Origin of the sequence: Enterobacter cloacae complex sp. P13B (assembly GCF_014895915.1) — a bacterium.
GTDB classification, from domain to species: domain Bacteria; phylum Pseudomonadota; class Gammaproteobacteria; order Enterobacterales; family Enterobacteriaceae; genus Enterobacter; species Enterobacter bugandensis.
Map to the genome: position 1 here is coordinate 310,177 of NZ_JADBQN010000010.1, position 15,448 is coordinate 325,624.

Below are 15,448 nucleotides of genomic sequence, written 5' to 3' on the forward strand. Positions count from 1 at the left end.
GCCGACCTTCGGGTCGGCTTTTTTTATGGCTGCTGCACGGGCTTTCTCATCCCAGTGACTTCCGGCATGATCTGCCGCATTAGCTCCAGAAATCGCCGCAAGCGCGCCGGATAATACCGGGACCAGGGGTAAACCAGATGCACCGGTAACGCCGCCGGCTGCCACTCTGGCAGCAAATGTACCAGCCGACCTTCCCGGATATCATCCTGTACCGTCCAGCTGGATACTACCGCCACGCCAAGACCGGTGAGTGCCGTATTGCGTGCGACATACAGACTGTCGGTGCTCAGGCGTGGGGTAATTATCACGCGCGCGGTGGCGGATGATGCCTCGTGAAAAAGCTCCACATGGCGCTGGTAGAAAGAGCTGATGGCAATCCAGGGAAGCTGCTGCAGATCCTCCGGGGTGTTAACCGTCGGAAAGCGGTCCAGCAATGCCGGAGAAGCCACCACCGAGCGCGGCACTTCGGCCAGCAGCACGGACACGGTCGCCGGGTCGACTTCCATTCCCACCCGAATAGCGCAGTCAAGGTTGTCGCCCAGAAAATCAGCCGACCGATCGTTGAGCATCCACTCAATAGAAAGCTGCGGATAACGCTGTAGAAATTCGGTTAGTGGTTTCAGGAGCTGATCCTGACCAAACGCATGCGGTGCCCGCACCCGCAGCACGCCTACAGGTTCATCTTCCGTCTGCCCCACCTCATCTTCCAGCGCCAGCCAGCTGTCAATTACCCGACGGGCATGCTGATAGCAGCGCTCCCCGTCATCCGTCAGCCGCGTCGTGTGGGTGGTGCGCAACATCAGACGCACGCCCAGCATTGTCTCAAGCGACTGCAGCCGCCGGCTCACCGTGGCCTGGGTGGTGTCCAGCTGCCGTGCCGCCGCAGAAAGGGAACCCGCCTCCACAATGCGGACAAACGTCCGCATCAGCTCTACCCTGTCTATACGCTCAGCTCTTTTCATTTACTTTTCATCTATACGTTCAACGTATAAGCGTTTTACCACCGCGCCCGCTACCGCCGCAAGGCGTACTGATGAAAAATAGCCTCACACGATGAATGAGGAACGTCTTATGAACACAACAACCGCCGCCCATGCCGTAAGCCGCTGGGTAATCCTAATGCTGGCGCTCGGTGCAGGCTTCAGCGTGGCATCCATCTATTATGCCCAGCCTCTGCTGCCTCTGATGGGCGCCGACCTTCACCTGAGTATCGAAGGAATGGGCCTGGTCCCGACCCTCACCCAGGCGGGATATGCCTTAGGGATCCTGTTCCTGCTGCCGCTCGGCGATCGCCACGACCGCAGAACGTTAATCCTGATAAAGAGCGCGGCCCTGGCGCTGTTCCTGCTGGGCTGTAGCCTGACCGGACAGATCCACTCCCTGCTGCTGGCAAGCCTGCTCATCGGCATGGCCGCCACCATGGCGCAGGATATTGTCCCGGCTGCGGCGATCCTTGCGCCGGAAGGCAAACAGGGGAAAACCGTGGGTACGGTGATGACCGGTCTGCTGCTGGGTATTTTGCTCTCCCGAACCGTCAGCGGCGTGGTGGGCGAAGCGTTTGGCTGGCGCGTGATGTATCAGCTGGCTGCGGGAAGTATTGCGTTTATCGGCGTGGTGATGTGGGCCGTACTCCCTCGTTTCGCCGTTCACTCCACGCTGAGCTATCCCGCTCTGCTGCGCTCGATGGAACATCTGTGGCGTCGCTATCCCGCTCTGCGCCGTGCCGCGCTGGCCCAGGGTTTTCTGTCGATAGCCTTTAGCGCCTTCTGGTCTACGCTTGCGGTCATGCTGCTGGAACGCTATCACCTCGGGAGTGCCGTCGCCGGTGGTTTTGGTATCGCAGGTGCAGCCGGTGCGTTGGCAGCCCCGCTGGCGGGCGGCCTGGCGGATAAACTGGGTGCCGGGAAAGTCACGCAGCTTGGTGCCGTCCTTGTGACCGTCTCGTTTGCCCTGATGTTCCTGATGCCCGCCCTGGGGATTCACGGACAGCTGATTCTGATTGCCGTCTCTGCTATCGGGTTCGATCTGGGCCTGCAGTCCAGCCTGGTCGCGCACCAGAATCTGGTTTACAGCCTTGAGCCACAGGCGCGGGGTCGTCTGAACGCCCTGCTCTTTACCGTGATCTTTATCGGCATGGCGTTGGGTTCCGCGTTAGGCAGCAATATTTACACGCTGGCTGGCTGGACGGGCGTGGTTGCGCTGGCAACGGTCTGCGGCATCATTGCGCTGGCAATCCGTATGATTGAAAGCGCGCGGGTCGCCTCGGCACCAGCAGAAATGGCATAAAAAAATGCCCAATCCAGACGGATTGGGCAGTAAAACATGCCCAGTTTCAAGACATGTTCCAAGAGGTCAAGATGTTATTTGTTCAGCTGGAACAGAGACATGCCCTGCATATCGCTAAACGCTTTATAAGAGGCCTGCAGGGCCGCCTGCTGCATGGTGTAAGAGGAAATCGCTTCGTTCCAGTCGACATCAACCAGGTCGCTCATCTGCTTGGTCTGACCCAGCGCGCGGTCATCGCCCAGCGTATCGAGTTTTTCCAGCTCGTTCATCTTCGTTCCCACATCCGCAACAACCGTCAGGACATTGTTCTGAGAGTTTTTGATGCCGATTTGCGCGTTGGAAATCACCTGGCTTTGCGCGGCGGCGGCGGCCGGATCGTTCTCAATCGGCGTTTTCAGCGACGCAATGGCAGAGTCCAGGATTTTAAACATGTTGGTGTCGCCATAGCCCCCGCCCGGCAGCTCTTGCGCATTACTGGTAATGCTCTCGAAGATCTGCTGGCCGGTATGGCTGATTGCCATGTTTCGCGCCGTATCAACCTGCTGCGTAATCGCCTCAGTACCACCATTGTAGGTGCCGGTTGCGGCATCAAACGGCGCGGTCTCGGTTTTGTATCCCGCAAAGATAAAACGACCGTTGCCGTCCGTGGTGTTAGCCAGGTTCATCAGCTGGTCGCGGATCCCCTGGATATCGGTCGCCAGAGAGAGACGGTCGTCATCGCTTAACGTGCCGTTAGACGCATAGACCAGCTTCTCACGCACGCTTGATAACGCAGTATTCACCTGGGCCAGCACGTTATCTTCCAGCGAGACCTTCTGCGTTGCAAAGGTACGCGCTAACGCAAACTGGCTGTTTTGTGACTGAGATTGTGACAGCACAATGGACTGCGAAGCCGCGATAGGATCGTCCGACGGACGGTTGACGCGCTTACCGGTCGACATTTGCTCACCGTAGCTCAGCCATTTGCTCTGGGAATCGGTGATCCCGCGCATGTTCTGCTCGTACATCATCTGGGTGCTAATACGCATTTTTCACCTCAGCCTTAACGAATGTTGATAATTGCATCAAAGAGCGTACTGGCAGTCTGAAGCACCTGCGCGTTGGCGAGGTAGTACTGCTGATACCGCTGCAGGTTGCCATACTCTTCGTCGAGGTTGACCCCGGAGATGCTCTGCTGCTGCTTGGTTAACTGCGTTTCCACATTGGCTTTCGTCTGGCTACTGACTTTCAGTGAAGCGGTGGTGCTCCCTACGGTGCTCACCAGTGAGGCATAGGCATCGTTAAAGGTTTTGTTTCCGCCAACCACTTTGCTGTTTTGCAGATCGAGCATTTTCTGCCCGTTGCGGTTGTCACTCTCACCGCCGTTCTGCACCGCAGCCATGGCCAGTTTGGACTCGTCGCTGATGGACAATTCCATATTCATGATGACATCGGCCACGGGCTTCACGGTAAAGCTGTCTTTGGTATTTGCCGAACCGCTGACGTTCACGTTGAGGCCATCAAACGACAGATTACCGCTGGCATCCGGGCTCATTGTAAAGCTGGTCTTGTCCGAGGCACGGGTGATGGTCCAGTCGGTGCCGTTAAACTGCAGCGTATAGTCCGTTGCCTGAACTTTGGTGCTGTCCGCAACGGTGGCAGTGACCGCCGCCGTGCCGCTATTCTTGCTGTTGGAAAGCACGGCCGGAGAACCAAAGTCGAACAGCTTACCGCCCGCATCGCCATTGGCATCAAAACCGGCCTCATGCTGTTTGTTCATCGCGTCAGCAAACGCCAGCGCCATCTGGTTCAGGGTGTTACGAGCTTTATCCAGATCTTCAGCACGGAACGTCAGCAAACCGCCTAACGAACCGGTCGCGATCGTCTTTTCCGGGATCTCGACATTACCCACCACGTCATCAACGTAGGCGATAGTGGTACGGGACGGATCGGCGCTGGACTTCACGGCCGCCAGCTGGTTAGCTTTGCTGCCCTGCACCAGGCTGTAACCATTGCCGAAAGAGATGTTATACGTGCCGCTATCCTGCACAGAGACTTCCACGCCCACGATTTTGTTCAGCTCAGTGACGAGCTGATCGCGCTGGTCGAGCAAATCATTCGGGGATGCGCCCGCGCCAACGCCGGTCAGACGGGAGATCTGATCGTTCAGGTTGGCAATCTGTTTGGCGTAGTTGTTGATCTGCGACACGCTGGTTGAAATCGCGGTATTCACCTGCGAATCCTGGTCGCGAAGATACTGATCGTTAGTTTTAAACTGGTTAACCAGACCATCCGCTTTTCCCAGCACCGTCTGGCGCGCGGCCGGATCTTCCGCGTTGCTCACCAGCGTTTGCAGGCTCTTAAAGAAATCCTGCAGCGTGGTGGAGAGCGAGTTGGTGGTATCGGAGAGCACATCGTCAATTTTTGACATCTGCTGGTAGCGCGTCGTCAGGCCGCTGCTCTGGGTCTGCGCGGCGCGCAGCTGGTTGGTGATGAAAGCGTCATATTCACGCTGGACACCGGAGACATACACCCCGTTACCCACCCAGCCACCGCCGGTCAGCGTGCTGTTAGATGCACCCAGCACCGTCGTCTGGCGGGTGTAACCTGCCACGTTATAGCTTGAAATATTATTACTGACGGTATTGAGTGCCGACTGCGCGGCACTGAGGCCACTCATGGCGCTGTTAATCAAACTGGACATGGGGGTTCCTTTTATACGTTCACACACGAGTCCTGATGAAGGTTATCGGCAACCTCCACCGGGACTTGAGAACTTTCAGAACAGATTTTCGATATCTGTGCTATAGGCTTTGCTGACCTTCTCGCCCATGGATTTCAGCTGCTGGATCATGCTGGTAAGCTTGCGCGCGTAGTTCGGGTCGGTCGCGTAGCCCGCGTTTTGCAGGGCCTGAGCGCCCTGCTCCGCCGTTGCCGCCTGCGTAACGGCGGTATAACGCGGATTTCGGCTCAGCAGGCCTACATAATCGGATAAGGCTTCCAGATACGAGCTGTAGACGCGGAATTTGGCTTTCACCTTCACCGCCGCGCCGTTCTCGTATTCCGTAGTCGTGATCTCGGTGGTCGGCCCCTTCCAGCTGGAGGTGGCCTTCACGCCGAAGATGTTGAAGCTCGGGTCGCCGTTTTCCTTGCGGATCTGGCGCTGGCCCCAGCCCGACTCCAGCGCGGCCTGGGCCAGAATCAGGTGGTGAGGCACGCCGCTCTGTTCACTGGCAAGCCGTGCCGGCAGAGAAAGCTGCGCCAGGAAGTCTTTGCTGTCACCGGAGAGCGCCTCGTCGCCGCTGCCCGTTGCCTTCGGTATCGCTTTACGCACCATCTGCGTCAGCGCCTGGTTCTGATAACTGGTCACCGTTTCGAGGTCGAACTTCATCGGCACCTGCGGCGGCTGCTCTTCTGGCTGAACACCCTGTGCGGCGGCGGTCTGTTTGACAATCATGTCAGCCAGACCGAGGCCTTTACCGGCGGTCATCTGCTGCGCAATCTGCTGGTCATACATGCTGGTGTAGAGACGCGTTGAATCGCTGCTGAACATCCCGTCTTTCGGCAGGGTTTCGCGCATGCTCTTCAGCATCATCTGTACAAACATCCCTTCCACCTGGCGGGCAACCGGGCGGATATTCGCCGCCGGGTCTTTACCTGCTTTGGCTTTCAGTTCGTTGAGCGACTGGGCGTCCCAGGCGGCACTGGTCAACAGTTTGCTATCGGTCAACATTAGATGATTTCCAGTTTGGCGCGCAGGCAGCCCGCGCTTTGCATCGATTGCAGAATGGACATCAGATCCATCGGCGTCGCGCCCAGGGCGTTCAGGGCACGTACCACGCTGTTCAGGTTGGCGCTGGAGCGCACGCTCTGCAGGGAACCGCCGCTCTGGCGTAAATCAATCTGCGTTTGCGGCGTCACTACCGTCTGGCCGCCACCAAATGGTGTATCCGGCTGGCTGACGTTGGCGGAACGGTTAACCGTCACCGACAGGTTACCCTGCGCCACGGCACAGCTATCCAGCGACACTTCCCGGTTCATCACCACGGAGCCCGTACGGGAGTTGATGATCACTTTGGCATCCTGCACCGGCACGTTCACTTCCAGATTCTGGATATCCGCCAGCATGCGCACCTGGTTGCTGCTGCCGGTGGAGGTGCGGATCTGCACGGTACGCGCATCCAGTGCCGTGGCATTGCCATAGCTGCGGTTGATGGTGTCGGCAATCTGCTGCGCCATCGTGAAGTCTTCATTATTCAGCTGCAGGTTGATGGTGTTGCCCGCGCCAAACTGGGTCGGCAGTTCACGCTCGATGATCGCACCGTTGGTGATGCGCCCGCCGTTCAGCTGGTTCACCTGTACGCTGCTTCCACCAGCGGATGCGCCTGCCCCGCCGACCAGGATGTTCCCCTGCGCCAGCGCGTAGACCTGGCTGTCGACGCCTTTCAGCGGGGTCATCAGCAGCGTACCGCCGCGCAGGCTTTTGGCGTTACCCATTGAGGAGACCACCACGTCAATGGTCTGCCCCTGGCGCGCAAACGCCGGGTATGAGGCAGTGACCATTACCGCGGCCACGTTTTTCAGCTGCATGTTGGTTCCCGCCGGCACGGTAATGCCGAGCTGGGAAAGCATGTTGTTTAAGCTTTGGGTGGTAAACGGCGTCTGGGTCGTCTGGTCACCGGTACCGTCCAGCCCCACCACCAGGCCATAGCCAATCAGCGAGTTCCCGCGGACGCCCTGAACGCTGGTGAGATCGCGAATGCGATCGGCCTGGGCAAACGTTGCGACAAGAACCAGCGCCGCGGCGAAGATCGATTTAAACATGGGTCACCTCGCTTACATCGGCGATAAATTAAGGAAGAAGCGCTGCAGCCAACCCATATTCTGCGCTTCATTAATGTAGCCGTTGCCGACGTACTCAATGCGCGCATCCGCCACCTGGGTGGACGGAACGGTGTTGGTGCCGCTGATGGTGCGTGGATTCACCACGCCCGAGAAGCGAATGAATTCAGTGCCCTGGTTAATGGCGATCTGTTTTTCACCCACGACGTGTAAATTGCCGTTAACCAACACCTGGTCAACCGTGACCGTCAGCGTACCGCTGAAGGTGTTGCTGGCGTTCGCGCCACCTTTACCGTTAAAGGTGTTGCCGCCGGAGGCCTCAACATCCGCACGGGCATTGCCGAACAGGCCCTGCAGATAGCGTGGAACGGTGTCAAAGCCAAAATTGGTTTTGCCATCGCGGCTGGCGTTCGCCGACGAGCTCTTGCTCGCGCTGACGTTTTCCTGCAGCACAATGGTCAATGTATCGCCGACATTACGCGGGCGGCGATCTTCAAACAGCGGCTGATAGCCGTAGTTAATCGGCTGCGCGGTCTGGAAAATGGAGCCGTTTACAACTGGCGCAGGGCCAGGAACGGGTTGGGCAGTCGTCGCACCCTGGACCAATGGTTTAGACGGGATCAAAGCGCACCCGCTGAGGGTGACGGCCAGAACAGTCAGTATCGGATAACGAAACGCCGCGTTTTTTTGCATTGCCTTCATCTTCGAAAACAGGGAGCCGGTGCGGGGTTTACCGCACCGGGCTACACCTTAGAGTTGCGTCAGTTTCTGCAGCATCTGATCGGTCGTCGAGACTGCTTTACTGTTAATTTCATACGCGCGCTGGACCTGGATCATATTCACCAGCTCTTCCGCCACGTTCACGTTGGAGGTTTCGACATACCCCTGATACAGCAGACCGGCACCGTTCAGGCCTGGCGTACTTTCATTTGGCGTACCGGAGGATTGCGTTTCGGTGTAGAGGTTCTCACCAATGCTTTCCAGACCGGTATCGTTCATGAAGGTGGTCAGGTTGAGCTGTCCGACCTGGACCGGCGCGGCCTGCCCCTGCTGGGTCACGCTCACGATGCCGTCGCGGCCGATGGTAATGCTCAGGGCGTTCGCCGGAATGGTGATCGCAGGCTGAACCTGGAAACCGCCCGCCGTCACCAGCTGACCGTTCTGATCGACCTGGAAGGAACCGTCACGGGTGTAGGCAGAGGTCCCGTCAGGCAGCTGCACCTGGAAGAAGCCCTGGCCTTTGATCGCCACGTCTTTGCTGTTGTTGGTCTGAGACAGGTTGCCCTGGCTGTGCAGACGCTCGGTCGCCACCGGGCGAACGCCGGTACCGATCTGCAGGCCTGACGGCAGCGTCGTCTGTTCAGAAGACTGCGCGCCCGGCTGGCGGATGGTTTGATAAAGCAAATCTTCGAAAACGGCGCGCTGACGCTTGAAACCATTGGTGCTCACGTTTGCCAGGTTGTTGGCAATCACATCCATGTTGGTTTGCTGCGCGTCCAGGCCAGTTTTCGCGATCCATAAAGAACTGATCATAAAGAGTCCTGTTAACTCATCGACAGAAGTTGGTTAGCCTTGCCCGCGTTTTCGTCCACGCTGCTGATAATTTTCATCTGCATTTCAAAACGACGGGCGCTGGCGATCATGTCGCTCATGGCGGCTACCGGCTTAACGTTGCTGCCTTCCAGAACGCCGGACATCACGCGGATGCTCGGATCGGCCTGTAATGTGGCACCACGGGTAGCCTGAGCTGCCTGGGTCAGACGGAACATGCCGTCGTCGCCGCGCTGCACCTCTTTGCCTTCCGCTTTGACCAGCTTCAGACGCCCAACGGGGGCAACGGTGTTGGCCGGATCGCCCGGGTTCAGCGCCGAGATGGTGCCGTCCGCGGCGATGGTCAGCTCAGAGCCTTCCGGCACGGTCAGCGGGCCCGCTTCACCCATCACCGGATGCCCCTGAATCGTCAGCTGGCCGGTCGCGCTGACCTGGATATTCCCGTTACGGGTATAGCCTTCACCACCGTCCGCCGTTTGCACCGCCAGCCAGCCGTCCTGCTGCAGAGCAACGTCCAGCGGGCGTGAGGTGTAATCCATCTGCCCTGGCGTCATGTCTGCGCCCGGGGTGGATGCCGCCACCAGCGTACGGGTCGGCAGAGAGAGCCCTTCTACCGGCACCGCGCGCAGCGCATTCAGCTGCGCGCGAAAGCCCGGCGTAGAGGCGTTTGCCAGGTTGCTGGCGGTAACGGCCTGCTGGCTGAGCGTCTGACTTGCCGCGCCCATCGCGGTATATATTGCGTGATCCATTGCGCTTTCCTGTTAGCCGCTTAACGCAGGTTAACCAGCGTGTTGAGGATCTGATCCTGGGTCTTGATGGTCTGCGCATTCGACTGATAGTTACGCTGCGCGACAATCATGTTCACCAGTTCTTTACTCAGGTCCACGTTAGAGGCTTCCAGCGCGCCGTTGGTCAGCGTGCCGAAGTTACCGGAGCCCGCGGTGCCCAGCAGGGCAACACCGGAAGACTGCGTGGCAGACCAGACGTTATCCCCTTCGGACTTCAGGCCTTCGTTGTTGGCGAAGTTTGCCAGCACGATCTGGCCCAGCACCTGAGTCTGCTCGTTGGAGTAGTTCCCGACGACGGTGCCGTCATCGTTGATCTGATAGCTGACCAGATCGCCCGGCTTGAAGCCGTTCTGGTTGGTCGCCACGATATTGTTCGCACCGGTGTTCTGCTGCATGGAGTTAGCAAAACTCATCGCGAAGATCGCCGGGTCCGCACCTGGGATAGTCGCGGTAGTGATGTTGATGTTTCCACCCCCGATCAACGTACCGTTATTATCGAAGGTCAAGGTCGTGGCCACTGCCGCCGGGCTGCCTGCCACGCTGCCGTCCTGGGCATACACTTTCCAGGAGTTGGCCGGGGTCGCATCTTTGACGTAAAACAGGTTCATGTTGTGCGCATTACCCTGGCTATCAAAGACGGTTACCGTACCTTTTTTGTTGTAGGTATCCGGGTTGGCCGGATCGAAGGCGGCGGTTGGTGCAGCATCGGTGGAGTTGAGGTTAATCTGCTGGGAAGCCGTGGTGGTGGACTTCGCGGCCATCAGCGTGGTCGGGATATTAATCGCCTGCGGATTCGCACCGGTCTGAACCGTTGATGGCGTTCCGGCAACCGGATACCCCGTTAATTGCATCCCCTGCATGTTCACCAGGTTACGGTTTTCGTCCAGCTTGAACTGGCCGTTACGGCTGTAGAACACCGAGCCGTTTGCATCGACCATACGGAAGAAACCGTTCTGGCTGATGGCAACGTCCAGGCCACGACCGGTGTTGGTGGTGGTACCGTCGGTAAAGTCCTGAGTGATGCCTGCAACTTTTACGCCCAGACCCACTTTGGAACCGGCAAACATATCTGCAAAAGACGCAGAACCGGATTTGAAACCATAGGTCGCGGAGTTGGCGATGTTGTTGCCAATGACGTCCAGGTTGGTGGCCGCAGCATTCAGGCCGCTGACCGCTTGAGAAAAGGCCATGACTTACTCCTGATAAGTGTTAAGACTTAGATAATCTGCCGAACTTCGTCGAGTGTGGTGGTACCGGAAGTACCCAAATCCAGTTTGTTGCCGTCGCCCCCTTTAATCACGCCCTGAACCAGCGCAAACTGCAGCGGCTGCGCCACCAGCTGGGTCGTCCCGTTGCTGGCGCTAATCGCGACTTTGTAGGAGCCATTTGGTGCTTTCGTGCCGTCGGTCAGGCTGCCGTCCCAGGTAAAGGTGTGAACGCCCGCTTTCAGCTCGCCGATGTCGATGGTGCGAACCACGGCGCCGGTTGAGTCGGTGATCGTCGCCGTCACTTTGTCAGCCGCCTGCTGCAACTCAACGCCGAACGGCGTAGTGGTGGTGGTCGATGTACCGTCGGTGGTGCTGGTGCCCGCCAGGATCGTGGTCCCCGGGATCATTACGCCGTGACCAATCAGGCTTGCCGCCTGCAGGGACTGAGCGCTGTTAATCTGACCGGAGACGGAACCGAGGGTGGTGTTCAGTTTCTCAATGCCGCTCACGGTACTGATCTGCGCAAGCTGCGTGGTCAGTTCGTTGTTCTGCATTGGGTTAGTCGGATCCTGGTTCTTAAGCTGCGCCACCAGAAGCGTCAGAAAACTGCTCTGCAAATCGGAGGCATTGCTTCCCGTCAGGGAGCTGGAGCTTGTCGAACTTTTGGTGTTGTTAACACCCGTGTTCGTCGGATCATTCACATTTACGGCGATGGACATGCATGTCTCCTTTACTGGCCGAGAGTGAGTGTTTTGAGCATCATGCTCTTCACGGTATTAAGCACTTCGACGTTCGCCTGGTAGCTACGGGACGCCGACATGGAGTTCACCATCTCGCCTACCACATCCACGTTTGGCATCTTCACGTATCCGTTAGCGTCCGCGAGCGGGTTACCAGGCTCATACACCAGCTTGTCCGGCGCCTGGCTCTCAACCACGTCAGACACCTTCACACCGCCCGTTGCCGCGCCTGGCGCAGCGTCGACCTGAAACACAACCTGTTTGGCACGATAAGGCTGTCCGTCAGGTCCGGTCACGCTGTCGGCGTTCGCCAGGTTACTGGCGGCCACGTTCAGACGTTTGGACTGGGCAGTTAGCGCCGAGCCGGCGATATCAAAAATATTCAGCAAGGCCATTTATCAGTTGCCCCCCTGCAGGACGTTCATCATGCCTTTGATTTGTCCGCCGAGTACGGTCAGGCCCGTCTGATATTTCAGGCTGTTATCGGCAAACTGCGTACGCTCCCGGTCCATATCCACGGTGTTACCGTCGAGTGAAGGCTGGTCAGGGATGCGATAAAGTAAATCGGTCGCTGGCGCGGTCATCGCCTGAGCGGGAATATGGCGAGAGGATGTCATGGCGAGTGCAACACCGGTTCCTTCGGCACGTCCACGCTCCATCACCTTTTTGAGCTCACTGGAAAAATCAATATCGCGCGCCTGATACCCGGGCGTATCGGCGTTAGCGATGTTGGCGGCTAAAATCTCCTGCCGCTGGGCGCGTAAATTGAGCGCTTCCTGCTGAAAACGTAACGCGGCGTCGAGTTTATCGAGCATGTCTCCTCCGCTGATGGCAAAATTTCAGTTCACAGCTTAAATCTCACCCGGTCTCCCCTATCGACGGAATAAGCACAAAATGCGTCGCTATTTATTCCGTTGATGCAAAACCACTGCAGGTAGAATTCATCCAACTCTGGAAACGGTGGAACTTGCGATGCAAACGTTAAAACGTGGCCTGATGGCAACCTTCTTGCTGTTTAGCCCTCTGGTGAATGCCGGGGATTTACAGGATGCGCTGACGAATTTTTTTGCCCAGAAGCTGGCGGGCTTTAGCGATGACGTTAACGTGACCATCCGCACGCCGCCGAATCTGTATCCGACCTGCGAGCAACCGTCATTCAGCGTGACGGGGACCACGAAGCTGTGGGGCAATGTGAACGTCCTGGCACGCTGCGCCAACGAAAAACGCTATTTACAGGTTGCAGTTCAGGCGACGGGCAATTATGTTGTCGCCGCCGTACCCATTGTGCGTGGCAGCGCGCTGCAGGCAAACAGCGTGACGTTAAAGCGCGGGCGTCTGGATCAGCTCCCGCCGCGGACAATGCTGGACATTAACGAGGCACAGGACGCCGTCAGCCTGCGCGATGTCGCGCCGGGCCAGCCGATTCAGCTCTCCATGCTGCGCCAGGCGTGGCGTGTCAAAGCGGGACAGCAGGTGATGGTCGTTGCCAACGGAGACGGCTTTAGCATCAACAGTGAAGGGAAAGCGTTAAACAATGCCGCGGTAGCGCAAAACGCCCGCGTCAGAATGTCCTCAGGCCAGGTGGTGAGCGGAACCGTCGATTCTGATGGGAATATTCTGATTAACCTATAATCTTTTTAAAGATTTCGCGGCGCGTGCCGATAAATATTCCACTAATGATGATGTCAGGCGCAAACGCCGCGAACCCTCGATGAGGACAACACTATGAGCATTGATCGTACATCAGCCCTGAAGCCGGTAAGCGCTGTACAGCCTCGCGAAACGAACGACGCTACCCCTCAGAAAACGCGTCTGGAAAAACCGTCAACGTCTAACAGCACCAGCGTGACCCTGAGCGATGCCCAGGCAAAACTGATGCAGCCAGGCAGCAACGATATCAATATGGAACGTGTTGAAGCGCTGAAAACGGCTATTCGCAACGGTGAGCTGAAAATGGACACCAGCAAAATCGCTGATGCCCTGATTCAGGAAGCACAGAGTTTCTTACAGAGTAACTAACCGTATGAGTCGACTGTCAGAAATACTGGATCAAATGACGGTTGTCCTGAACGACCTGAAAACGGTAATGGATGCTGAACAACAGCATCTCTCTTCCGGTCACATTAACGGCAGCGCGCTGCAGCGTATTACTGAAGATAAGAGTTCGCTGCTGGCCACGCTGGATTATCTGGAGCAGCAGCGCCGCGCCGAGCAGGACTCGAAGCGCAGCGCCAATGACGATATTGCCGAGCGCTGGCAGACCATTACCGAAAAAACCCAGCATCTTCGCGATCTCAACCAGCATAACGGCTGGCTGCTTGAAGGCCAGATAGAGCGTAATCAGCAGGCGCTTGAAGTGCTGAAGCCGCATAAAGAAACCGGACTGTACGGCGCGGATGGTCAGACGGCGACGGCACGTATTGCGGGTGTAAAAAAGATTTCGATTTGACGCGTAAGCGACAAATCTTGCAGTGGGGAGCACCCTGAGGTGAACTCCCCTTTTGGCGTTTATGCCGTCCGGCGGGTAAACTCTTTCACTTTGAAGCCCAGCACGGCGAGCGTGGCAAAATACGCTACCACCCCAACGCCCACCACGGCCATCAGCCGCATCAGACGATAAGGCATCGTACCCAGAGACCACTCCGGCATGACGTACATCATCCCGATGAGTGCCGCAGACATCACCAGCACCGCCACGACCAAACGCACGAGGAAACTTGCCCACCCCGGCTGCGGCGTAAAGATATCCTGCTTGCGCAGCTGCCAGTAAAGCAGCCCGGCATTCAGACAGGCCGCCAGACCAATAGAAAGCGACAAGCCGGCATGCTTCAGCGGGCCGATAAATGCCAGGTTCATCAGCTGCGTCATAATCAGCGTCACAATGGCAATTTTCACCGGCGTTTTGATGTCCTGACGCGAGTAAAAGCCCGGCGCCAGCACTTTCACCACGATCAGCCCCATCAGTCCCACCGAGTAAGCGACCAGCGCGCGCTGGGTCATCGCAGCGTCAAACGCGGTGAATTTCCCGTACTGGAACAGCGACACCGTCAGCGGCTTGGCGAGGATCCCCAGCGCTACCGCGCTTGGCAGGGCCAGCAGGAAGCAGAGACGCAGGCCCCAGTCCATCAGGCGGCAGTATTCGTCATGGTTGCCGCTGGCAAAGCTTTTCGACAGCGACGGCAGCAGGATGGTCCCCAGCGCCACGCCCAGCACGCCGGACGGGAACTCCATCAGGCGGTCAGCGTAGTACATCCACGAGACGGAACCCGACACCAGGAAAGAGGCAAAAATGGTGTTGATAATCAGCGAGATCTGGCTGACGGAGACGCCAAGAATGGCGGGCCCCATCTGCTTGATAACGCGCATCGCCCCGGCATCTTTCAGGTTGATACGCGGCAGCACCAGCATGCCGATTTTTTTCAGGTGCGGCAGCTGATACGCCAGCTGCAGCACGCCGCCCACGGTGACCGCCCAGGCCAGGGCCAGCACCGGCGGGTTGAAGTGCGGCGCGGCGAACAGCGCAAAACCGATCATGCTGACGTTGAGAAACGTCGGCGCAAACGCCGGAACGGAGAAGCGGTTCCAGGTGTTCAGGATCGCCCCCACAAGCGAGGCCAGCGAGATCAGCAGAATATAGGGGAAGGTAATGCGCAGAAGCTGCGAGGTCAGGGCAAATTTATCCGCCGTGTCGGCAAAGCCGGGCGCGGTCACCATAATGACCCAGGGCGCGGCCAGCATACCGACTACCGTCACCACGGCCAGCGCCAGCGTCAGCAACCCGGAGACATAAGAGACAAACACGCGCGTCGCGTCTTCACCCTGCTTGCTTTTATATTCCGCCAGAATGGGCACAAACGCCTGGGAGAACGCCCCTTCAGCAAAAATGCGACGCAGCAGGTTCGGCAGCTTGAACGCCACGAAAAAGGCGTCCGTTGCCATCCCTGCACCAAAGACCCTTGCCACAATGGCATCGCGCGCAAAACCGAGAACGCGAGAGAACATGGTCATCGAGCTGACGGCCGCCAGCGATTTTAATAAGTTCATTAACGTGAAT

General features: G+C 57.8%; 17 protein-coding genes. 4 read left to right on the forward strand and 13 right to left on the reverse strand.

What is annotated here, in order from left to right; genetic code table 11:
- Positions 1-23: 23 nt before the first annotated feature.
- Positions 24-962, reverse strand: coding sequence for a LysR family transcriptional regulator (locus IM273_RS06915; RefSeq protein WP_028012711.1), 939 nt, complete (start codon positions 960-962; stop codon positions 24-26).
- 109 nt (positions 963-1,071) lie between these two features.
- On the opposite strand from IM273_RS06915, the gene IM273_RS06920 reads away from it, so the two are divergent.
- Positions 1,072-2,286: an MFS transporter gene (locus tag IM273_RS06920; RefSeq protein ID WP_028012710.1), complete on the forward strand. Its 1,215-nt coding sequence runs from the start codon at positions 1,072-1,074 to the stop codon at positions 2,284-2,286.
- 74 nt (positions 2,287-2,360) lie between these two features.
- Here IM273_RS06920 and flgL read toward each other — a convergent pair whose 3' ends face one another.
- The 11 genes from flgL to flgB all read right to left on the reverse strand — a co-directional run bounded on the left by flgL (position 2,361) and on the right by flgB (position 12,209).
- Positions 2,361-3,314: a flagellar hook-associated protein FlgL gene (gene flgL, locus IM273_RS06925; RefSeq protein ID WP_048999996.1), complete on the reverse strand. Its 954-nt coding sequence runs from the start codon at positions 3,312-3,314 to the stop codon at positions 2,361-2,363.
- Between the two features lie 14 nt (positions 3,315-3,328).
- Positions 3,329-4,969 (reverse strand): flagellar hook-associated protein FlgK, encoded by a 1,641-nt coding sequence (gene flgK, locus IM273_RS06930; protein ID WP_193050289.1) that lies wholly within the window; start codon positions 4,967-4,969, stop codon positions 3,329-3,331.
- A 75-nt stretch (positions 4,970-5,044) separates the two neighbouring features.
- Positions 5,045-5,998, reverse strand: a complete 954-nt coding sequence (gene flgJ / locus IM273_RS06935) for a flagellar assembly peptidoglycan hydrolase FlgJ (protein ID WP_041910522.1) — start codon at positions 5,996-5,998, stop codon at positions 5,045-5,047.
- Positions 5,998-7,089 carry a flagellar basal body P-ring protein FlgI gene (locus IM273_RS06940; protein WP_028012706.1) on the reverse strand — a complete coding sequence of 364 codons (1,092 nt, stop codon included), beginning with the start codon at positions 7,087-7,089 and terminating at the stop codon, positions 5,998-6,000. Before IM273_RS06940 ends, flgJ begins: the two co-directional genes overlap by 1 nt.
- Before the next feature lie 12 nt (positions 7,090-7,101).
- Complete coding sequence (gene flgH, locus IM273_RS06945) at positions 7,102-7,800, reverse strand: flagellar basal body L-ring protein FlgH (protein ID WP_023311139.1); 699 nt, start codon at positions 7,798-7,800, stop codon at positions 7,102-7,104.
- Positions 7,801-7,857: 57 nt separating this feature from the next.
- Positions 7,858-8,640 carry a flagellar basal-body rod protein FlgG gene (gene flgG, locus IM273_RS06950; RefSeq protein WP_000625853.1) on the reverse strand — a complete coding sequence of 261 codons (783 nt, stop codon included), beginning with the start codon at positions 8,638-8,640 and terminating at the stop codon, positions 7,858-7,860.
- 11 nt (positions 8,641-8,651) lie between these two features.
- Positions 8,652-9,407 carry a flagellar basal body rod protein FlgF gene (locus IM273_RS06955; RefSeq protein ID WP_028012705.1) on the reverse strand — a complete coding sequence of 252 codons (756 nt, stop codon included), beginning with the start codon at positions 9,405-9,407 and terminating at the stop codon, positions 8,652-8,654.
- A 20-nt stretch (positions 9,408-9,427) separates the two neighbouring features.
- Positions 9,428-10,636, reverse strand: a complete 1,209-nt coding sequence (gene flgE / locus IM273_RS06960) for a flagellar hook protein FlgE (protein WP_126327390.1) — start codon at positions 10,634-10,636, stop codon at positions 9,428-9,430.
- Positions 10,637-10,662: 26 nt separating this feature from the next.
- Positions 10,663-11,373, reverse strand: a complete 711-nt coding sequence (gene flgD / locus IM273_RS06965; protein ID WP_041910524.1) for a flagellar hook assembly protein FlgD — start codon at positions 11,371-11,373, stop codon at positions 10,663-10,665.
- An 11-nt stretch (positions 11,374-11,384) separates the two neighbouring features.
- Positions 11,385-11,789, reverse strand: a complete 405-nt coding sequence (flgC, locus tag IM273_RS06970) for a flagellar basal body rod protein FlgC (protein ID WP_013097138.1) — start codon at positions 11,787-11,789, stop codon at positions 11,385-11,387.
- A gap of 3 nt (positions 11,790-11,792) precedes the next feature.
- Entirely contained in the window at positions 11,793-12,209 is a 417-nt protein-coding gene (gene flgB / locus IM273_RS06975) for a flagellar basal body rod protein FlgB (RefSeq protein ID WP_008500815.1), read from the reverse strand.
- Positions 12,210-12,366: 157 nt separating this feature from the next.
- Here flgB and flgA point away from each other — a divergent pair, with 157 nt between their 5' ends.
- The 3 genes from flgA (at position 12,367) to flgN (ending at position 13,843) form a co-directional block, all read left to right on the forward strand.
- A complete protein-coding gene (gene flgA, locus IM273_RS06980; protein ID WP_193050291.1) occupies positions 12,367-13,026 on the forward strand; it encodes a flagellar basal body P-ring formation chaperone FlgA in 660 nt (219 codons plus the stop codon).
- Between the two features lie 93 nt (positions 13,027-13,119).
- Positions 13,120-13,413, forward strand: coding sequence for a flagellar biosynthesis anti-sigma factor FlgM (gene flgM / locus IM273_RS06985; protein WP_014883360.1), 294 nt, complete (start codon positions 13,120-13,122; stop codon positions 13,411-13,413).
- Positions 13,414-13,417: 4 nt separating this feature from the next.
- Positions 13,418-13,843, forward strand: coding sequence for a flagella biosynthesis chaperone FlgN (gene flgN, locus IM273_RS06990; protein WP_028012701.1), 426 nt, complete (start codon positions 13,418-13,420; stop codon positions 13,841-13,843).
- Between the two features lie 59 nt (positions 13,844-13,902).
- Here flgN and murJ read toward each other — a convergent pair whose 3' ends face one another.
- Positions 13,903-15,438, reverse strand: a complete 1,536-nt coding sequence (gene murJ, locus IM273_RS06995) for a murein biosynthesis integral membrane protein MurJ (RefSeq protein ID WP_028012700.1) — start codon at positions 15,436-15,438, stop codon at positions 13,903-13,905.
- Between the last annotated feature and the right edge of the window lie 10 nt (positions 15,439-15,448).